Origin of the sequence: Streptomyces sp. P9-A2 (assembly GCF_036634175.1) — a bacterium.
Classification (GTDB): domain Bacteria; phylum Actinomycetota; class Actinomycetes; order Streptomycetales; family Streptomycetaceae; genus Streptomyces; species Streptomyces pratens.
Genome location: NZ_JAZIFX010000001.1, coordinates 2806164 through 2825190 on the forward strand (window position 1 = coordinate 2806164; position 19027 = coordinate 2825190).

At 68.5% G+C, this 19027-nt stretch carries 21 protein-coding genes; 17 read left to right on the plus strand and 4 right to left on the minus strand.

Features of this window, described 5'->3' with window-relative positions; all coding sequences use genetic code 11:
• The first annotated feature begins 395 nt into the window (after positions 1-395).
• Positions 396-1619 (plus strand): RNA-guided endonuclease InsQ/TnpB family protein, encoded by a 1224-nt coding sequence (locus V4Y04_RS12735; RefSeq protein WP_332427791.1) that lies wholly within the window; start codon positions 396-398, stop codon positions 1617-1619.
• A 116-nt stretch (positions 1620-1735) separates the two neighbouring features.
• Here V4Y04_RS12735 and V4Y04_RS12740 read toward each other — a convergent pair whose 3' ends face one another.
• Complete coding sequence (locus V4Y04_RS12740; RefSeq protein ID WP_332427793.1) at positions 1736-1900, minus strand: hypothetical protein; 165 nt, start codon at positions 1898-1900, stop codon at positions 1736-1738.
• A gap of 203 nt (positions 1901-2103) precedes the next feature.
• Here V4Y04_RS12740 and V4Y04_RS12745 point away from each other — a divergent pair, with 203 nt between their 5' ends.
• From V4Y04_RS12745 to V4Y04_RS12805, 13 genes are all read left to right on the plus strand, one after another.
• Positions 2104-3192, plus strand: coding sequence for a LacI family DNA-binding transcriptional regulator (locus tag V4Y04_RS12745; protein WP_332427795.1), 1089 nt, complete (start codon positions 2104-2106; stop codon positions 3190-3192).
• Positions 3189-4757 (plus strand): sugar ABC transporter ATP-binding protein, encoded by a 1569-nt coding sequence (locus V4Y04_RS12750; protein WP_332427796.1) that lies wholly within the window; start codon positions 3189-3191, stop codon positions 4755-4757. Before V4Y04_RS12745 ends, V4Y04_RS12750 begins: the two co-directional genes overlap by 4 nt.
• A complete protein-coding gene (locus V4Y04_RS12755) occupies positions 4747-6702 on the plus strand; it encodes an ABC transporter permease/substrate-binding protein (protein ID WP_332427797.1) in 1956 nt (651 codons plus the stop codon). The genes V4Y04_RS12750 and V4Y04_RS12755 overlap by 11 nt, the downstream gene beginning before the upstream one ends.
• Positions 6703-6819: 117 nt before the next feature.
• A complete protein-coding gene (locus tag V4Y04_RS12760) occupies positions 6820-7722 on the plus strand; it encodes a ribokinase (protein WP_332427799.1) in 903 nt (300 codons plus the stop codon).
• Positions 7719-8108, plus strand: a complete 390-nt coding sequence (gene rbsD, locus V4Y04_RS12765) for a D-ribose pyranase (RefSeq protein ID WP_332427801.1) — start codon at positions 7719-7721, stop codon at positions 8106-8108. Before V4Y04_RS12760 ends, rbsD begins: the two co-directional genes overlap by 4 nt.
• A gap of 374 nt (positions 8109-8482) precedes the next feature.
• Positions 8483-8815, plus strand: coding sequence for a hypothetical protein (locus V4Y04_RS12770; protein WP_331450291.1), 333 nt, complete (start codon positions 8483-8485; stop codon positions 8813-8815).
• 46 nt (positions 8816-8861) lie between these two features.
• On the plus strand, positions 8862-9173 hold the full coding sequence (locus V4Y04_RS12775) for a pore-forming ESAT-6 family protein (RefSeq protein WP_055574214.1): 312 nt from the start codon (positions 8862-8864) through the stop codon (positions 9171-9173).
• A gap of 89 nt (positions 9174-9262) precedes the next feature.
• Positions 9263-9652, plus strand: a complete 390-nt coding sequence (locus V4Y04_RS12780; RefSeq protein WP_332427812.1) for a DUF6507 family protein — start codon at positions 9263-9265, stop codon at positions 9650-9652.
• The gene (locus tag V4Y04_RS12785) at positions 9649-12252 is read left to right on the plus strand and encodes a hypothetical protein (RefSeq protein WP_332427814.1); all 2604 of its coding nucleotides are present in this window, start codon (positions 9649-9651) and stop codon (positions 12250-12252) included. The genes V4Y04_RS12780 and V4Y04_RS12785 overlap by 4 nt, the downstream gene beginning before the upstream one ends.
• A 140-nt stretch (positions 12253-12392) precedes the next feature.
• Positions 12393-13133, plus strand: coding sequence for an immunity 49 family protein (locus tag V4Y04_RS12790; protein ID WP_332427816.1), 741 nt, complete (start codon positions 12393-12395; stop codon positions 13131-13133).
• 72 nt (positions 13134-13205) lie between these two features.
• Positions 13206-14105 (plus strand): hypothetical protein, encoded by a 900-nt coding sequence (locus tag V4Y04_RS12795; RefSeq protein WP_332427819.1) that lies wholly within the window; start codon positions 13206-13208, stop codon positions 14103-14105.
• A 174-nt stretch (positions 14106-14279) separates the two neighbouring features.
• Positions 14280-15143, plus strand: coding sequence for an immunity 49 family protein (locus V4Y04_RS12800; RefSeq protein WP_332427821.1), 864 nt, complete (start codon positions 14280-14282; stop codon positions 15141-15143).
• Positions 15144-15285: 142 nt separating this feature from the next.
• The gene (locus V4Y04_RS12805; RefSeq protein ID WP_332427823.1) at positions 15286-16164 is read left to right on the plus strand and encodes an immunity 49 family protein; all 879 of its coding nucleotides are present in this window, start codon (positions 15286-15288) and stop codon (positions 16162-16164) included.
• A 42-nt stretch (positions 16165-16206) separates the two neighbouring features.
• Here the strand turns inward: V4Y04_RS12805 and V4Y04_RS12810 are convergent, their stop codons facing one another.
• From V4Y04_RS12810 to V4Y04_RS12820, 3 genes are all read right to left on the minus strand, one after another.
• Positions 16207-16602, minus strand: a complete 396-nt coding sequence (locus V4Y04_RS12810; RefSeq protein ID WP_332427825.1) for a hypothetical protein — start codon at positions 16600-16602, stop codon at positions 16207-16209.
• A gap of 76 nt (positions 16603-16678) precedes the next feature.
• A complete protein-coding gene (locus V4Y04_RS12815; protein ID WP_443080005.1) occupies positions 16679-16879 on the minus strand; it encodes a hypothetical protein in 201 nt (66 codons plus the stop codon).
• Between the two features lies 1 nt (position 16880).
• Positions 16881-17207: a hypothetical protein gene (locus tag V4Y04_RS12820; RefSeq protein ID WP_332427827.1), complete on the minus strand. Its 327-nt coding sequence runs from the start codon at positions 17205-17207 to the stop codon at positions 16881-16883.
• 201 nt (positions 17208-17408) lie between these two features.
• Here V4Y04_RS12820 and V4Y04_RS12825 point away from each other — a divergent pair, with 201 nt between their 5' ends.
• The 3 genes from V4Y04_RS12825 to V4Y04_RS12835 all read left to right on the plus strand — a co-directional run bounded on the left by V4Y04_RS12825 (position 17409) and on the right by V4Y04_RS12835 (position 19020).
• Positions 17409-18257, plus strand: a complete 849-nt coding sequence (locus tag V4Y04_RS12825) for a helix-turn-helix domain-containing protein (RefSeq protein ID WP_332427829.1) — start codon at positions 17409-17411, stop codon at positions 18255-18257.
• Complete coding sequence (locus V4Y04_RS12830; RefSeq protein WP_332427830.1) at positions 18236-18445, plus strand: DUF397 domain-containing protein; 210 nt, start codon at positions 18236-18238, stop codon at positions 18443-18445. Before V4Y04_RS12825 ends, V4Y04_RS12830 begins: the two co-directional genes overlap by 22 nt.
• A gap of 308 nt (positions 18446-18753) precedes the next feature.
• Positions 18754-19020: a hypothetical protein gene (locus tag V4Y04_RS12835; protein WP_332427831.1), complete on the plus strand. Its 267-nt coding sequence runs from the start codon at positions 18754-18756 to the stop codon at positions 19018-19020.
• Positions 19021-19027 lie beyond the last annotated feature (7 nt).

The following is a 19027-nucleotide window of genomic DNA, read 5'->3' on the forward strand; positions in this document are numbered from 1 at the left end:
AGCACGCGACACCAGTCCAGACGGGGATCGGCAGGAGCGAGCCGCGCAGCACCGTCCAAAACCTGATCCGTTCCGGCCCCGACGCCCCCACACGTTCATGCCCCACCTCAATGTGGTTCCTGGTCACCTGGTCTCTTGCGAGGAGGCCCCGGCGTTCACGCCGGGGAGGAATCGCATTCCATGACAGCGGCGCGGGACGTCGCGGCGTCCCGCCCCCTCTGAGCGTGGAGTGTCGCTGTGGCTTGCCGGGTGGGGCCGCGGGTGTGGGCGAACGTGCGTGCCCGTGTTCGCTGGTGGGGGTGGTCGGGGCGGGAGAGGGGTGCGGGTGTGCGGATCTCGTGCGTATGGTCGCCTCGCAGGGTCGGCGCGGCCGGAATGCGGACGGGGGTGAGGGCGTGGCGCACGCAGCAGGGGCCGACAGGGCGGGGCGTGCCCGGTACACCTACCGGCTGCGGGTGTCGTCGACCGCCCGCACCGCCCTGCTCGCCGAGTGGGACCGATGCCGCTGGGTGTGGAACGAATGCGTGGCCAAGTCCCGGCAGGTGCACGCCCGCAATCGCGCGCACCCGGACGACAGGCTGACGTGCGGCCCGGCCCGGCTCGACAAGATGCTGACCGAGGCCCGTGCCCGTACGCCATGGCTCCGCGACGGCGCGAGCGTGCCGCAGCAGCAGACCGTCCGGGACTTCGCCACGGCGCGTTCCAAGGCGCTGAAGGACATCGACAAGCGTCTCCCGGTGAAGCGACGTGCGGGAATGCCGCGCCACAAGAAGAAGCGCGAGGCCGCCCCGAGCCTGAACTACACCACCCGGGGCTTCCGCCTGAAGGACGGCCGTCTGCACCTGGCAGGCGGGATCGCCCTGACGGTGGTGCGGTCGCGGGACCTGCCCTGCGCACCCTCGTCGGTGCGCGTGTACCGGGACAGCGTCGGCCACTGGTACGCGTCGTTCGTCGTCGCCATCGAAGTCCAGCCGCTCCCGGAGACGGGCGCTGTGATCGGCGTGGACTGGGGCGTCAAGCAGACTGCGACCACCACGTCCGACGCGCACGACCTGCCGCACGCCCGGCACGGGAAGAACGCCGCCCAGCGCCTCGCCCGCTATCAGCGGATGATGGCCCGCCGCAAGCCCGCACGCGGGCATGCTGCGTCCAAGGGCTACCGGCGGGCGCAGGCGCAGGCCGCGAAGCTGCACAAGAAGGTGGCCCGGCAGCGGCAGGACACCGCCCGCAAGTGGGCCAAACGCGTCGTGACCGACCACGACGCAATCGCCGTCGAGGACTTCCGGCCGAAGTTCCTCGCCCACACCACCATGGCCCGCAAGGCCGCCGACGCCGCGATCGGCGCCACCAAACAGGCCCTGATCGAGATGGGCCGCAAGCACGGGCGGGACGTCCGCCTGGTGCACCCCGCGCACACCACCATGGACTGTGCGTCGTGCGGAGCGAGAACCAAGCACGCACTGCCACTGTCGGAACGTACCTACACCTGCACCGCCTGCCAGGCCGTCTCCCCCAGAGACAAGAACTCCGCACGCGTGATGCTCGTCCGGGCTGGTCTCAACCCGGCTGGTGCTGAGGGCGTAAGACCCCCGGGAGCGCTGCTCCCGGCGGCAGCCTGAGCCAGGAATCCCCCTCCTTCTCCAGGAGGGGGAGGATGTCAAACAATGCTCAGGTCGTATGACGCCATCCCACCACCGACAGCCCGGAACTTGTGCGGTGATCCGCAAGAAACTGCCTAGCCCTCTTCGGAGCGGGTCCGCCCGCGTCGCCGCAGCGGGGCCGTCGCCCACATCGTCAGGCCGACCAGGGACAGGATCACCGCACCTCCGATGACGGTGGGGACTGCCACCATGAGGAAGAAGGTGAGCAGCAGCTCCACTCCCGCCGGCTCCTCGCCCATCGTGCTCCCGCCCCGCTCCATGAACACCACGACGCCGGCCGGGAGTGATCGGTTCCGGCCCGCCGAGGGAAGGCTCCGGCGGCACCCCGCACCCCGGTCACGATTTGGTTTCGGCCGTCTTCACCCCTTGTTTCCCCTCGTGTAATCGATTCCAATCCTTGGTGCACAGCCGATGTAATCGATTCCACAAGGAGGTGGAGGCGATGGTGGGCATCAAGGATGTCGCCGCCGAGGCGGGCGTGTCCGTCGCGACGGTCTCCCGTGTCCTGAACGACCACGCGTCGGTCAGCGCGGCCGCGCGCGAGCGGGTGCTGGCCGCCGTCGAGACGCTGGGCTACCGTCCGAACGCCGTCGCCCGGTCGCTGCGCACCCACCAGACCCGCACCCTCGGCCTGGTGATCAGCGACGTCATGAATCCGTACTTCACCGAGCTGGCCCGCTCCGTCGAGGAGGAGGCCCGCGCGCTGGGCTACAGCGTGATCATCGGCAACGCCGACGAGCGGCCCGACCTCCAGGACCACCACGTCACGACCCTGCTGGACCGCCGGATCGACGGGCTGCTGGTCTCCCCCACCGACGGCGGTTCGCCGCGGATGCTGGACGCCGCCCGCGCGGGGACGCCGATGGTCTTCGTCGACCGGTGGATCCCCGGCGTGGACGTGCCCGTGGTCCGGTCGGACGGGCGGACCGCCGTACGGGACCTGGTGGCGCACCTGCACAGGCTCGGTCACCGGCGGCTCGCGATCATCGCGGGGCCGGCCGCCACCACGACCGGACGTGAGCGCGTCGACGCCTTCCGCGAGGCGCTCCGCGCGTACGGGCTCCCCCTCCCCGACGGCTACATCGGCCAGGGCGACTTCCAGGCCGACAGCGGCCGCCGGGTCACCGAGGGCTTCCTCGACCTGGCCGAGCCGCCCGAGGTCGTCTTCGCCGCCGACAACCTGATGGCACTCGGCGCGCTGGACGCCGTCCGCGCGCGCGGGCTGCGGGTTCCCGAGGACATCGGGCTCGCCGCGTTCGACGACATCCCCTGGTTCGTGCACACCGATCCGCCGGTCACCGCGATCGCCCAGCCCACGGGCGACCTCGGACGGGCCGCCGTACGCGCGCTGGTCGACCGGATCGAGGGGCGGCCCGGCGAGTCCGTCACCCTCCCCGCCCGGCTCGTCGTACGCCGCTCGTGCGGCGAACCGGCCCCACAGCTCCCGGCCCCACAGTTCCCGGTCCCACGGCCCCCGGCGTCCGAACCGCCGGCACCCACCCAGTCCCCCGTACAAAGGAGTACGTCGTGAGCAACCCGGACGAGTTGCTGCGCATCGAGGGCATCCGCAAGACCTTCCCCGGCGTGGTCGCCCTCGACAGCGTGGACTTCGACCTGCGCCGCGGCGAAGTGCACGTGTTGCTCGGTGAGAACGGCGCGGGCAAGAGCACCCTCATCAAGATGCTGTCCGGCGCCTACACGCCCGACGAGGGCCGCATCCTGGTCGGCGGCGAGGAGGTGCGCATCCACGGTGCGCAGGACTCCGAGCGCCTCGGGATCGCCACCATCTACCAGGAGTTCAACCTCGTACCCGATCTGACGGTCGCCGAGAACATCTTCCTGGGGCGGCAGCCGCGCCGCTTCGGGATGATCGACCGCAAGAGGATGGAAGCCGACGCCGCCGTCCTCCTGGAGCGGGTCGGCGTCAAGGTGCCGCCCTCCGCGCGGGTCCGCGAACTCGGCATCGCGCGCCTGCAGATGGTCGAGATCGCCAAGGCCCTGAGCCTGGACACGCGCGTGCTGATCATGGACGAGCCGACCGCCGTGCTGACCTCCGAAGAGGTCGACAAGCTCTTCTCCATCGTGCGCAGGCTGCGCGAGGACGGCGTGGGCATCGTGTTCATCACGCACCACCTGGAGGAGATCGCCGCCCTCGGCGACCGGGTCACGGTCATCCGGGACGGCCGGAGCGTCGGCCAGGTCCCGGCCACCACCTCCGAGGACGAACTCGTCCGCCTCATGGTGGGCCGGTCCATCGAGCAGCAGTACCCGCGCCTGCGGCCCGAGGCCGGGGACACCCTGCTCCGGGTCGAGGGGCTCACCCGCGACGGCGTCTTCCACGACGTGAGCTTCAAGGTGCACGCCGGTGAGGTCGTCGGCATCGCCGGGCTGGTGGGCGCGGGCCGTACCGAGGTCGTCCGCGCGGTGTTCGGCGCCGACCCGTACGACAGCGGGACCGTGACGGTCTCGGGCAGCGCGCTGCGCGCGCACGACGTCAACGCGGCGATGACGGCCGGGATGGGACTCGTCCCCGAGGACCGCAAGGGCCAGGGCCTCGTCCTGGACGCCTCGGTGGAGGAGAACCTGGGCCTGGTGACGATGCGTTCGGCCACCCGCGCGGGCCTCGTCGACCTCAAGGGGCAGCACACCGCGGCGGCCCGGATCGCCGAGCAGCTCGGGGTGCGGATGGCGGGCCTCGGCCAGCACGTGCGCACCCTCTCCGGCGGCAACCAGCAGAAGGTCGTCATCGGCAAGTGGCTGCTCGCCGACACCAAGGTGCTGATCCTCGACGAGCCGACGCGCGGGATCGACGTCGGCGCCAAGGTCGAGATCTACCAGCTGATCAACGAACTCACCGCGGCCGGCGCCGCCGTACTGATGATCTCCAGTGATCTGCCCGAGGTGCTCGGCATGAGCGACCGGGTGCTGGTGATGGCCCAGGGCCGCATCGCGGGCGAACTCCCGGCCGAGGGCGCCACGCAGGACACCGTGATGGCCCTCGCGGTCGGCACCGGCACGGACACCGGCGCGGACACCGGCAGCAAGAACGACGACACCACCGATCAGACCGACAAGGAGGGCCCCCGTGGCCACTGACACGCTCAAGAGCACGGGGGGCAAGGGCTCCGCCTCGGGCGGCCTGCGCCGCCTCCTGCTCGACAACGGGGCGCTCACCGCGCTCATCGTCCTCGTCATCGCGATGTCGGCGCTGTCCGGCGACTTCCTGACCGCCGACAACCTGCTCAACATCGGCGTCCAGGCGGCGGTCGTCGCGATCCTCGCCTTCGGCGTCACCTTCGTGATCGTCTCCGCGGGCATCGACCTGTCGGTGGGTTCGGTCGCCGCCCTGTCGGCCACCGTCCTCGCCTGGAGCGCCACCTCCGAGGGCGTCCCGGTGCCCCTGGCGGTGCTGCTGGCCATCGCCACCGGCATCGCGTGCGGCCTGGTCAACGGCGTCCTGGTGTCGTACGGCAAGCTGCCGTCGTTCATCGCGACGCTCGCCATGCTGTCGGTGGCCCGCGGTCTGTCCCTGGTGATCTCCCAGGGCTCGCCGATCCCGTTCCCCGACTCCGTCTCGCACCTCGGCGACACCCTCGGCGGCTGGCTGCCGGTGCCGGTGCTCGTGATGATCGTCATGGGCCTCATCACGGCGTTCATCCTCGGCCGTACGTACATCGGCCGCTCCATGTACGCCATCGGCGGCAACGAGGAGGCGGCCCGGCTGTCCGGGCTGCGGGTGAAGAAGCAGAAGCTCGCCATCTACGCGCTGTCCGGCCTGTTCGCCGCCGCCGCGGGCATCGTGCTCGCCTCCCGGCTGTCCTCCGCGCAGCCGCAGGCCGCGCAGGGCTACGAACTCGACGCGATCGCCGCCGTCGTCATCGGCGGCGCCTCCCTCGCGGGCGGCACCGGCAAGGCGTCCGGGACACTGATCGGCGCGCTGATCCTGGCGGTGCTGCGCAACGGCCTCAACCTCCTCTCCGTGTCGGCGTTCTGGCAGCAGGTCGTGATCGGCGTGGTCATCGCGCTGGCCGTGCTCCTGGACACCCTGCGCCGCAAGGCGGGGGCGACCCCGACCGCGTCCGGTGCGCCGGGCGGGGGCGACCGGAAGAAGCAGGCGGCGACCTATCTGCTCGCCGCGGTGGTCGCGGCGGCGATCGTCGGCGCGCTGTCCTTCCTGCACAACGGCTCCTCGGAGGGGAAGGCGCAGAAGGTCGGCCTGTCCGTGTCGACCCTCAACAACCCCTTCTTCGTGCAGATCAGGGACGGTGCCCAGGCGGAGGCGAAGAAGCAGGGCCTCGACCTGACCGTCACCGACGCGCAGAACGACGCCTCCCAGCAGGCCAACCAGCTGCAGAACTTCACCAGCGGCAGCCTCGACGCGATCATCGTCAACCCGGTGGACTCGGACGCGGCGGGACCCGCGGTGCGCTCCGCCAACGAGTCGGACATCCCGGTCGTCGCCGTGGACCGCGGGGTCAACAAGGCCGAGACGTCCGCGCTGGTCGCCTCCGACAACGTGGCCGGCGGCCGGCAGGGCGCCGAGGCGCTCGCCGAGAAGCTGGGCGGCAAGGGCACCATCGTGATCCTCCAGGGCCAGGCCGGCACCTCCGCCAGCCGCGAGCGCGGCTCCGGCTTCGCCAAGGGCCTCAAGGACTACCCGGGCATCAAGGTCGTCGCCAAGCAGCCCGCGGACTTCGACCGCACCAAGGGCCTCGACGTGATGACCAACCTGCTCCAGGCCCACCCCGACATCGACGGTGTGTTCGCCGAGAACGACGAGATGGCGCTCGGCGCGATCAAGGCACTCGGCTCCAAGGCCGGAAAGTCGGTCCAGGTCGTCGGCTTCGACGGCACGCCGGACGGCCTCAAGGCGGTCGAGCAGGGCACGCTGTACGCGTCCGTCGCGCAGCAGCCGCGCGAACTGGGCAGGATCGCGGTGGACAACGCGCTGCGCGCCGCCGAGGGCAAGAAGATCGACGAGACGGTGATGGTTCCGGTGAAGGTGGTCACGAAGGAGAACGTGGCCGAGTTCAGCGGCTGACACCGACGAGCGATCAGGACCGGGGGCGGTCGGTCATCACGACCGGCCGCCCCCGGACGACCGTGTGACTGTGCGACGACCGTATGACGACATGACGACCATGTGGGGAGCCATTCCATGTACGACTACGACCTGTTGGTCGTGGGGTCGGCCAACGCCGACCTGGTGATCGGCGTCGAGCGCCGGCCGGACGCCGGGGAGACGGTGCTCGGCTCCGACCTGGTCGTCCACCCGGGCGGCAAGGGCGCCAACCAGGCGGTCGCCGCCGCCCGGCTCGGCGCCCGGACGGCCCTGCTGGCCCGGGTCGGCGACGACGCTCACGGGCGGCTGCTGCTGGACTCGCAGCGGGAGGCCGGGGTCGACACGGTCGGCGTGCTGGTGGGCGGGGCGCCCACCGGCGTCGCGCTGATCACGGTGGACCCGTCCGGGGACAACAGCATCGTCGTCTCGCCGGGCGCCAACGGCCGGCTGACGCCCGATGACGTACGGGCCGCCGGGAGCCTCTTCCACGCCGCCAAGGTGGTCTCCACCCAGCTGGAGATCCCGCTGGAGACGGTGGTGGAGGTGGCGCGTTCGCTGGCGCCGGACAGCAGGCTGGTGCTGAACCCGTCGCCGCCGCAGCCCCTGCCGGGCGAGGTGCTGGCGGCCTGCGACCCGCTGATCGTCAACGAACACGAGGCGAAGGTGATCCTCGGCGAGGCGTGCGTCAGCGAGGAGCCCGAGGACTGGGCGCGGCTGCTGCTCGCGAAGGGCCCCCGCTCGGTGGTGGTGACGCTGGGCGGCGAGGGCTCGCTGGTGGCCTCGGCCGACGGGATCTCCCGTATCCCCTCGGTGAAGGTGCGGGCCGTGGACACCACGGGGGCGGGCGACTCGTTCACCGCGGCGCTGGCCTGGCGGCTGGGCTTGGGCGAGTCCCTGGCCGACGCGGCGGCCTACGCGGCCCGGGTGGGAGCGGTGACGGTCACCAGGGAGGGCGCGCAGGTGTCCTTCCCGACCGCCGAAGAGGTCGCGGCGCTGTGAGGAAGGGCGGAATCCTGAACCGGCACCTGTGCGGCGCACTGGCCGAACTGGGCCACACGGACCGGGTGCTGGTGTGCGACGCGGGCATGCCGATCCCGGACGGGCCGCACGTGGTGGACCTGGCGTTCCGGGCCGGGGTGCCGTCCTTCGCGGAGGTACTGGAGGGGCTGCTGGCCGAGCTGGTGATCGAGGGCGCGACGGCCGCCACCGAGATCCGCCAGGCCAACCCGGCCGCCGCGGAGCTGCTGGCAGGCCACTTCCCCGACCTCGACCTGGTCCCGCACGAACGCCTCAAGGAACTGACCGCCGGCGCCCGGCTCGTCGTCCGCACCGGCGAGGCCCGCCCGTACGCGAACGTGCTGCTGCGGTGCGGGGTGTTCTTCTGAACGTCCCGCACGCTTCGAGGGGGCCCGGTCCGTCGACCGGGCCCCCTCGGTTCCCTCCCCGTCAGAACCTCTCGGATCCCCCCCGGGTCCCCCCACAGAAGTCCTGACAGCAAGTACGACCCGCGGGGTGCGGGGAGAGTTGTACGGTCTTCGCGAAAAAAACTTTCCCGGCCTTCAGCCGGCTGCGGGTACGGGTGCGGGTGCGGTACCGGGGGCCCACGACACCGTCGTCGCGCCCGAGCCGTAGGACGTTGTCCCCCTACATGTCCGGATCACGTCACATCGTGCTCAACGACGTTGCATCCGCGACGGGTTGTGCGACAGCATGTTCGAACAGGTTTGTGATGCGTACGTGACGCACGGGGGTGACACACGTGAAGTTCGACATGGGGTCCACGACCCTGTCGGATCTGGGCAAGAACACGGTCGGTTCGAGCACCGACCTGGGCACGCTGATCCGCATGCTCATCCAGGCGGCCGAGCCGCTGGAGGGCAAGTTCAACGGTTCCGGAAAGGTCGCCTTCGACTCGTTCAAGACGCGCGCGGACGAGATCACCGCCGCCCTGAACGACTCGCTCGGCGCGATCCTCGAAGGCCAGGGCGGTATGGACACCGCGTTCGGCACCGGTGACGTGGAGCAGCAGGACAACGCCCAGAAGAACATGGGCGCGGCGAACTTCGACGCGGCCCGCTTCGGCGCGCGCTAGACCGCCGGCCGGGGCAGGGACCGACAACCACAGGGGGTTTGTGACGATGGGTCAGAATCTGGACCGCCGCTCCTACGACACCGGTGCGTCGAGCGAGGTGCAGGGTGGTCTGCAGGGCATCGTCGGCCAGTTGGAGCGCGTGCTGGCCGACCGCGACAAGGCAGTGAAGGCCGCCATGGCCGACTTCCAGGCCGACGGGGTCTCCGAGGAGTACCACGGCAAGGAACTGCGCTGGAACCGCGCGGCCGACGAGGTGCGCAGCATCATCCAACTGGTCCGCACCACCCTCGAGGACAACGACGGGACGGCCCAGGCGACGATGGCGAAGGCGCGGGCCGCGGTCGACAACATCGGCTGACGCCGACGCGTCGGCGTGTCGGCACGCCGGTGGGACGACGCCACACGGGGATACGGGGATACGGGGATACGGGGATACGGGGAATCCACATGACGGGGTGGGACATCTCGCCGTCCGGCGTGCAGCGCGTTCTCACGCGGACGGCGGAGGCGGCCGAGGGCCTCTCGGACACCGGGAAGGCCCTGCAGGAGACACTGCCGAGCGCGGCGAAGTCCGCCGGCACGATCCAGCAGGGCGGCGTGGAGAGGAGCGGGGTCCAGGGCCCGGTCGCGGCGGCGCTGGGCGAGTTCTTCACCGCCTACCAGGAAAAGCTGATGTACGTCGCGGTGCGCACGTCGAACTCCCTCAACGGAGCGGCCACCGCGACCAACGAATACGTCAAGGGCGACCTGGACATGGCCGCGCAGGCCCAGGCGAACGCGCTGAAGGAACCGAAGATCGACCTGCCGGGGGCGGGCGGGCAGCAGGGGGGCACGTGAGCGCGGACCTGATCGACCCGCAGAAAATCCCGCAGTTCACCGGCGACCTGGAGCAACTGGGCACGGACCACATGCTCCTGACCGGCGAGGCCCTCGTCTTCCGCCAGTCGGGATCCGACGTGCACACCCGCTTCCAGGGGCTGTCGGCGTGCTACACGGCACCGGAGGCGGAGCAGTTGTTCGCCACGACCGCGCCGGTGGCGGCCAAGGCGGACGAGTTCGCCGACGATCTGGAGAAGGTCGCGGTGGCCCTCAGCGCGTACGAGACGGAGATCCAGCCGCTCGTGGCCAAGCTGAAGAGCCTCAAGCGGCGTGCGGAAACCTTCCGGCACCAGATCGCGGGGGACGACGACTGGCGCGAGGACGACGACAACGTCCAGCTCAACAACGACCTGGTGTACGACGTCAACGCCACCGCGGAGGCCTTCTGGCTGGCGGAGATCGCCTGCCACAACGCGATCACCGCGCTGGTGGGCGGCTCGACGCTGATCCTCGAGGACGGCGCGGAGAAGCGCCTGGTGAAGCGCGGCACCAGCACCTACGGCTTCACCGCCGACCTGCTGAACCAGTCCGAGGAACTGCCCTGGGGCAGGACCGTGGAGAAGGAGCGGCACGGACTCGACTGGCTGGGCCACCAGGTGTGGGAGTTCGGCAAGGGATTCGTCGTCGACGGAGTGTGGGCCACGATCCAGGGCCTCGGCACCCTCGTCGGCTTCGACGGCTTCGACGCGGCGGGCGAGGCCTGGAAAGGGCTCGGCAAGCTCGCCACCGGCGTGCTCGTCACCGCGGTGCCCGTCGTCGGCGTCGCCTACTGGGCGATGCCCGAGGACAAACTGCCCTCCTACCTGCGCGACTCCCGCAACGCGGTCAAGGAGACGGGCAAGGCGCTGGTCGCCTGGGACCAGTGGGGCGAGAACCCCGCACGCGCGAGCGGCGCGGTCACCTTCAACGTCCTGACCACGGTGTTCACCGGAGGCGCCGGAGCGGCGGCGAAGAGCGGCGCGGTGGCCCGCACGGTCGGCGCGCTCGGCAAGACGGCCCGGCTGGTCGACCCCATGACGTACCTCGGCAAGGCCGCGACGTTCGGCACGGTCAAGGTCGCCGACCTGTTCGCCGGCCTGCGGGGCGTGCACGCGGGCGCCTACACCGACATCCTCTCCGGCGCGGGGCGCGTCCAGCCCGACGGCAGCGTGGTCCGGATCGCCGACGACACGCCGGTCATCCGCGACAACGTCGTGGAGTGGCCCGACGGAACCCGGCTGAACCTGGACGACGGCTCGGTCGTCCGCGCGGACGGGACTGCGGCGCCGGCCAAGGTGGAACTCTCGGCGGCGGACCGGGAGTTGCTGGAGCGGAGCCTGCCGCACGAGGAGGGCGCGCTCGTCGGGGCGGGCGACCGGGCGGGCACGCACGCCGCCGGAACCACGGCGGCCCACGTCGGCGGCGACGCGACGGGGCGGGCCGGCGGCAACACGGCGGCGACCGCCCACGTCGGCGAGCACGCCGGGGCGCGCGGCACGGACACGGTGCCCGCACGCGACACCGGCGGGCATACGGCGGGCGGCGACCACGGGCACGCGGGCGGCGACGCGACCGACGGTGGCCGGGTTCCCGCCCAGCACGGCGGCACCGGGGGCGGCAATAGAGGCGCAGACGGCCCGGGCGGATCACCGTCCGGCAGCCGCGATCCACTGGATGTCGAACGCGAGATCATGCGCCGACAGGTCGAACGGGCCAACAACGACCCCGAGTGGTTCAAGGAGCACTACCGCAAGAACGGATACCGTTGCGACACGACCTCCGAGGGTGGATACAGCCAGGCCGTACCCCAGATCACGCTCAACCCGTTCGCGCCGCCCAAATGGATCGCGGCCAGTGACATGCCTCCGGCGATCAAGGAAAGCTATGTGCGTCCGGATCCCATCGAGGGCAAGCCGGCGGATCTCCCCGACGAGACTCGGGACTACCTGAACGAACAGGCCGCCAAGCGGGACACGGCCGTCAAAGCCGACAACGCGGCGGAGGACGCCCTCAAAGCCGCAGAGAGGGCCTACGCCGCCAACCCCACGGACGAGCTGGCCGCCGCGAGGGATCTCGCCGACAGGACACACTCACCGATCCATGGCGACGCGAACCGGCAGAGCGAACTGCTCGGCGAGCACGCCGCCGAGCGCCATGCGATACCCGAGCACTACAAGGGTGCGGTGCGTCTGGACGACGGGGCGTTCGGCAACAATCGGTTCGACCAGGTGTACCGGACGACGGACGGCCGGTACGTCGTCGTCGAGGCGAAGGGGTCGACGACGGCCTCCCTCGGAGTGCGCAAGGGGCACAGCAATCGACTGGTGACGCAGGGAACGAAGGAGTACTTTGAAACAATCCTGAAGGAAATGGAAAAGAGGGCTAAAAGAAACGAAAGAAAGGGAATGAAATCCGGAGATGGGGATCTGCTCAAATCAGCAGAGGCGGAACGCAAGCTAGCCGACGACCTAGATAAGGCACTCAAAAAAGAACAAGTAGACTACGTCCTCGTAAAGGCTAAGCCCGACGGCGCCAAGTACGCTGGATATGAAATGCTGCAGTTCAATATAAAGAAATGAGGCAATTGCACGTGGTGACGAGTATTTCACGTCCCGAAATGGAGGGCAGCCACCCGATTCCGGACGCATTCCGCGAGAAACTGAACACTCGCACGCTTGCGAAGATCGAAAACCTCGAGGAGTACCCGGATAGCTTCGGGTTGACCTTCAGCAGCGCACTGAGTACGGCTAAGCTGCAGACCCTCGATGATCCCACTGCCGACAAGTTGGAGACGTGGGAGGCCTGGGTGATGGCCATGCAGGTCGGGTCCGCGTTGTTCGCTTCGGCGACCGCTCCGGAGGGCTCCACCGTCGAGTGCATGATCGGCCATGAGGTGCGGACGATCCCCGCCGTGGGGATCACGCATTTCGTGGACGCCGGCACTTGGCTGGAAGCCTTCTGGCTGGCGCTCGTCTGCCGGGACCAGGCGCGGATGACGCAGCTGTGCCAGGTGCCGATCGAGACGCTGCGCGCCTCCGGCGCCGTGTTCGAGGAGTACATCTACCACTGGGTCGACACCCTTCAGACGTACTGGCTGGAGCGGCCCGGCCTCGGGGACAAGCTCGTCGCCGCGTTCGACGGAACCGAACCGGACCGGCTGCGGTTCCTCGACCGCGAAACGATGCTCAAGGTCCTGTATCCGCCGATCAACCTGTTCTACCGCTTCATCGGACAGGACCCCGACCAGTTCAACGAGGCCCTGGTCCAGGCACTCCAACTGCACAAGGAATACTGGAACGCCGACCCCGACCGTGAGGAATCCGGCGAGGGCGACATCCCCCTCGAGATTCTCGCCCTCACCTGCCTCGCTCACGACGCCGGACGGCCCATCGAGGTCGAATCGGAGTACCTGCCCGAGCACCTGCTCAAGCGCAGCTGGCTGGGCGAATTCCCCACGTGAGACAGGTGACCGGCAGACCCCTCAGGACGGGTCTGCATAAAAGCCCGCCCTCTACCGGACGTACTACTCGTGATGTACCACTTGATGGTTCGCGCCAGTGATGCGCCAACACGCCTGCCCGTGATTCTCGCCGAAGTGTTCCATGTCGCATTGGAACAGACGGATGTGTCGGCAGAATCGGAGTGGGAGGACCGGAACTGGGATGCTGTCGTCACGTGCGAATACGAGCGCCTGCAAGGCGACTTGAACTGGTCCCTGACCGTCTACGCAGCCAATGAGGTCGATTATCGACCGGCAGAGAAGGAGCTGGCCTCGTCGGTGGCCCAGCGCCTCTCCGCGTCGATTTTCACTTCTTGGGATGCCAGATTCCCGTGGGTCCGAAGGGCGGCCCTGCCGGACGGCAGTTTCACACTGGCACGGGTGCTGCAACCGGAGGACGACAGCCCCGCTTATGTGGTCGACGCCGCAGAATCGAGAATCCCGGATCTTCCGAATGTTCCCGTAGTAAAATTTCCGGAAGCAGTGCGCGCATACAAACTCCCCACCCCGATCACCGACTCGGTCGAAGAAGCGAAGCCCGGGAGGGAAACGTCCGATCTTGTCAGCCTCCTGGGAAATTGGGAGCTTCTGTGCTCACGGCTTCGTTCCGGCTGTCCCCCGCACGGATGGTTTCCGGCGGACCTGTATCACGAGGACCTGGAACACCGAGACCGTCTCGGAGAAGCAGTGGACAGGCTCTCCCCGGAGATCATGGCGTGCACGGCCAGAGACGCCTTGGAGCAACTCGATGAGATGTACCGACGTTTCACCATTGATGACGGTGGGCTGGCACTTGCCTCAGCACTGGACGAGGGAATCACGGACTTGCCGCGCCTGTCGTGGTACTGGCGTCGTCGCCCTCTCGTCCTGCCTTGGTCCGAGAACGTCGGGCATCAGGCAGATCCGACCGATAACGAGACTCGCGCCCCATGACAGTCATCAAGGCTCAGCCTCCTCCGGATTCGGGGAGCGACTGGCTCACCCGTCCGCTGGACCGCCGTGCGACCGGCGCAAGTGCGCAGGATCTACACACGAACGATGAGCTCGAAACCTTCATGCGTACCTATCTTCATGCAGATACGGCTTACGACACCGCCGGACCCTTCCATGACCATAGAAATCACCCGGCACAGCCTACCGGCAGGAAGTGATGCCGAGCAGTTCGCTGAGCAGTTGGCCTCCGATCTGACTGACGAGATCAATGACCTCGAGGACTCATCGGAGTTGATCGACTTCGCATTCAGCTCCGGAGTAATGAACCTGCGCGCCCATTGCGTGAGTGATCCTCAGGCCGAAGCAGTGGAGACCTGGGAAGCGACGGTCAACGCGATGCAGCTGGGTTCTGCCCTGTTCGCCGTCACGGCCAAGAGTGAGGGAACAGTCGAATGCCGCATCAACGGGAAAGTGCGCACCCTTCAGGCGACCGGCCCGCTCTCGACGGCCCGCGCGGGAACCTGGCTGAACGCGTTCTGGCTCGCCGTCATCTGCCGTGAGCCCGAGCGTATGACGCAATTGTGCGAGGTACCCCTGGAGCGGCTCCGGGCGCCGGAGGGGCAGTACGACGAGTACATCTACCACTGGGTCGACACCCTGCAGACGTACTGGCTGCGCCGGACGGGGCTGGTCGAGAAGCTGACCGCCGCACTGCAGATGTCGGATCCGGCGGTCGCCCGCATCGCTCCCCGAGACCTGCTGCAGGGCATCCTCTATCCGCCGATCAACCTCTTCTACCACTTCGTACGCAGGGACGCGGAAGGCTTCAACCCCGCACTGGAAGAAGCCCTGAAACTGCACCGCGCCTACTGGACCCTCACCGAGGAACGGCAGACGGACATCGACGGCGCCATCGCTCTTGGCCCCCTTGCCATCGCCTGCTGGGCGTACGACGGGCACCTGCCCATCGAGGTCGAGTCGGACTACCTGCCCCAACACCTCCTCCAGCACGACTGGCTGGGCGAATTCCCCACGTGAAACAGGTGACCGGAATGGCTGATCAGGACAGGTCTGTAAGGAGCCAGCCCTCTACTTGACGTATTACTCGGATGTACCACTTGATGGTTCGCACCAGTGGTGCGCCAACGTGTCCAGCCGTATCGGTTAGGGGAGGGGTTCAGTGGTCACGAGTGTTCCGCGCCATGACTTCCGCACGGACAACGCGGCCGAGGCCATGGCGCCGCTCGTCGATGGGACACGCCGAGTTCTCGACCGACTGGAAAGGTCGGAGATGTCCCGCCATCGGGCGCTGAGCAGCACCCTGACCATGGCGAAGTGGCGCTGCCTGACGGATCCCGAAGCAGCCAGACTTGAGACGTGGGAGGCCTGGGTCACCGCCATGCAGGTCGGCTGCGCCCTGTTCGACTCTGCCACAGCCACCGAGGGGCCCGTACCGTGCCGCATCGGAAGCGCGGGCGAGGTGAAGAACCTGCCTGCGACGGGGCCGACGCCTTACACGCATGCGGGGGCGTGGCTCACATCGGTCTATCTGGCGACGATCTGCCGCGAGAACGATCGCCTCGATCGACTGATGCAGGTACCTGTTTCGTTCCTCCGTGCCTCTGTTCCCGAGGGCGCGGTTTTCGACGACCATGTCTACGACTGGGTCGAGGCTCTTCAGAGCTACTGGGCCGGTCGGGCAACGGAGATGTGGGACAAGCTGGTATCAGCGGTCAAAGGCACCGATCCCGAGCGGGAGGGCATCACTGACAAGGAAATGATGCTGAAGATCCTTTATCCGCCGCTCGAACTCTTCCATCGCTTCCAGCTGCGGGAAATTGATCAGTTCAACACTGCGCTGGTTGACGCCGTCACCGGGCACAAGCAGTACTGGGCCGGCGACGCGGCGCGCGCCCTGAGCGGTGACGGCCTGGTGACCCTCGCTCCCCTCGCGTTGGCCTGCATGGCTTACGACAACGAATTCCCGGTCGAGGTCGAGTCCGAGTACTTGCCCAAGCACCTGCTGAGGCGTTCATGGGTCGGCGAGTTCGAGACGTGATCCGCGTTCCCCGCGAGGCAGGCGGCCGCAGATCGTGACAGCTCAGGATGACGACAGCCAGCTCCTCGATTCCGTAGCCATGCGTCGACGGCGGTTGCGGACACGTTGCTCTTCGGTGTGCAGCGGGAGTACGTGCGCGTGCCCGGTGTGCGCGGCGGGCTGCCCGACCCGGTCGGCGCTGCGGTCCCGGTGACACGACTGGACGCGCACCATGTGGTCGAGCTCCGCGATGCACGGGCCACACGCGTACACGTCTCCCCTCGCGCCGGGCGTGGCCACGGAACCGACCCGCAGCACGGCCGCGCCCTCACGGCGGCAGTACAGCCAACACGCGCCCGTCACCCACGCGTTACCGTCGTCGGCCTGCGCGACCAGGGGCCACACTTCACGCCAGGGGTGCTCGGCGGACGGGGCGAACATCACGCCGTGCCCGTCCATTCGTAGCCGTCCGGCCGACTCCGCCGGGGCTCCATGACCGTGTGGTCGCCGAAGTCGCGACGGTAGCGCCGACGCCTCACCGTGCCGCCCCCTGATCGGGCCGGAGCGCGGAGGCGAGCGCACGGGCCGTGGCCACGTTGCAGCGCCCCAGGTCGATCAGCGCGAGCGGAGCGGACCCGGCGTACGAAGCGGCATCGAGCCCGAGGGACGGCAATGTCACCCCCGCCGCCTTGAGCGCGTCGCGCAGGTCCTCACACGCCTGTTCTGCGTCTCCCACCTCAGAGAACCTCCCCTCTGCTACGGGCATTGGCCCTGGCCACCCGCGTCCACATCAGTTCCTCGGCCCGTTCACGGACGTTCAACAGCTGCACGTCGCCGGGCAGCGCCGTCCACTCCGTGCCGCCGCCCTCCGGGCGCAGCCATACGAACCCGTCCTGGTGGTCCATGACGATCCCGCGCCTCTCCTGCCTTAGGTCATGGGCGAGTTCACCGACCGGGAGCCGACTCGCCTCCGGTTCGGGGCGGCCGGGGCGGGGCGTCGTGTCGGTCGTCTTACGTCCGCGGGAGGGCAAGGGTGCAGCCTCCTGCTGCTTCTCACTGTTCACGCTCTCAGCGTCACGGCGGGCAAGGGGGCCCGCCAGGGTGACGATGTTCCGAAGCGGGTTCCGGGACGGCTGCCACCTGGGCACTCTCACTGTTCGCACCCATGCTGTCACCGCAAGCGACTAGCGTTGGCGGATGCCCCGTTCCCTCGGGAACACGGGACGGCATGCCGACACAGCACACGGCAAGGGAGCCCGACCACCATGACCCAGCCCTCCCGGGACCTCGAACCCGTTCACTCCGCCCGCGACCTGTACGGCGTCGAGCTGCGCCGGCAGCGCCAGCTCATCGGGCTGTCGCTGGACCGGATGTCGGACATCGTCAACTACAGCAAGACACACCTGCACGGAGTGGAGACGAGGGAACGGCTCCCCCTGCCGCCCCTCTCGGAGAAGCTGGACGCGGCTTTCGGGACAGGGGAGTTGTTCCAGGGGTTGTGGGGGGCGGTGAAGCGGGAGTACATGCCGAGGCGGTTCGATCATTGTCTGGAGCTGGAGGCCCGGGCAGTGCGGATTCAGGAGTTCTGTGCAGGCATCGTCCCCGGTCTGCTCCAGACATCGGCATACATGCGTGCGCTGTTCACCGAGGGAAACCCCCAGATGAGCTCCGAGGAGATCGACCCCTTGGTCGCCGCACGCCTGGGCCGTCAGGAAGTCCTGCGCCGTGACAGCCCTCCGCACTTCTGGTGGATCCTCGGCGAAGCAGCCCTACGGCAGGCAGTGGGTGGACCGGAGGTGATGTACGGGCAACTCGCGGCACTGCTTCCCCTGGTGCAATCGCGCTGCACGACGATTCAGATCGTCCCGTTCGCGGCGGGCTCATGCACCTTGATGAACGGCACACTCATCTTGCTTACGCTCCCGGACAACTCCACCACCGTGTACCAGGAAGGCCCCAGGAACGGCGAGATCTTCGACGACCGCGAGACCGTCACACAGTGCGTGCGAGAGTACGATCTGATGAAGGCCAGCGCCCTCCCGCCAAGGGATTCAGCAGCGTTGATCGAAGCGACGATGGAGATGTACGAGCCATGCGAGTCACCCCAGACGTGAGCACCGCCCGCTGGCGTAAGTCCTCCTACAGCGGAAACCAGCAGGGGGATGCCTGCGTCGAAGTCTGCGACGACTTCGCCGACGCGGTCCCCGTCCGCGACAGCAAGAACCTGACCGGCCCTGTGATGATGCTGGACGGGGAGGCCTGGCGATCCTTCGTCGACAGCGTCAAGGACGGCTCCCTGTAGAGCGGTTACGCGGAACGAGCCCTGGTGATGTTCCAGGACCCGTTCCGGAACAAGGACTACGGCGGTCTCACGGTCCAAGAGGAATACCGGTGGGACGAGGACGGCCGACCGACGAGAAGCCGGCGTCTCGACGACCACTCGCAGGCGCCCTGAGCGGATTCCCGATCGCCGGGCCGCGGCCGCGATGCGTCTTGGGAAGTGGCTCCAGGATGATCGAGGTCGAGTCGGAGTACCTGCCCGTGAATCTGCTCAAGTACAGCCGGCTCGGCGAATTCCCCACCTGACCCGACACGAGGTGAATGAGCAGCATGCCCGCTCAGGACTACGACAGCCAGCTTCTCGAATCCGTTTCCGTGCGGCGGCGGCGGTTGCGGGACGCCCTGTTGTTCGGGGCGCAGCGGCAGCGGCGGGCCGTGGACGAGCGGGTGGGGAAGGTGATCGCCGGGATGGTGATCGCGGCCGTGCTGTGCGCGGGGTGTGTGGGGTGGTCGTTCGTTTCGAACCGGCTGATCGGGCAGAGCAGCCCGTATTCCCCCGGTGTTTCCACGCCCTCCAATAGTCCTACAAGCCGGTGATAGGTTC

Coding starts and splice junctions, on each gene's coding strand:
- V4Y04_RS12740 (WP_332427793.1), bottom strand. CDS start 1,900: ATGGGCGAGGAGCCGGCGGGAGTGGAGCTGCTGCTCACCTTCTTCCTC.
- V4Y04_RS12745 (WP_332427795.1), top strand. CDS start 2,104: ATGGTGGGCATCAAGGATGTCGCCGCCGAGGCGGGCGTGTCCGTCGCG.
- V4Y04_RS12760 (WP_332427799.1), top strand. CDS start 6,820: ATGTACGACTACGACCTGTTGGTCGTGGGGTCGGCCAACGCCGACCTG.
- V4Y04_RS12775 (WP_055574214.1), top strand. CDS start 8,862: ATGGGTCAGAATCTGGACCGCCGCTCCTACGACACCGGTGCGTCGAGC.
- V4Y04_RS12780 (WP_332427812.1), top strand. CDS start 9,263: ATGACGGGGTGGGACATCTCGCCGTCCGGCGTGCAGCGCGTTCTCACG.
- V4Y04_RS12795 (WP_332427819.1), top strand. CDS start 13,206: ATGTACCACTTGATGGTTCGCGCCAGTGATGCGCCAACACGCCTGCCC.
- V4Y04_RS12800 (WP_332427821.1), top strand. CDS start 14,280: ATGACCATAGAAATCACCCGGCACAGCCTACCGGCAGGAAGTGATGCC.
- V4Y04_RS12810 (WP_332427825.1), bottom strand. CDS start 16,602: ATGGACGGGCACGGCGTGATGTTCGCCCCGTCCGCCGAGCACCCCTGG.
- V4Y04_RS12825 (WP_332427829.1), top strand. CDS start 17,409: ATGACCCAGCCCTCCCGGGACCTCGAACCCGTTCACTCCGCCCGCGAC.
- V4Y04_RS12830 (WP_332427830.1), top strand. CDS start 18,236: ATGCGAGTCACCCCAGACGTGAGCACCGCCCGCTGGCGTAAGTCCTCC.
- V4Y04_RS12835 (WP_332427831.1), top strand. CDS start 18,754: ATGCCCGCTCAGGACTACGACAGCCAGCTTCTCGAATCCGTTTCCGTG.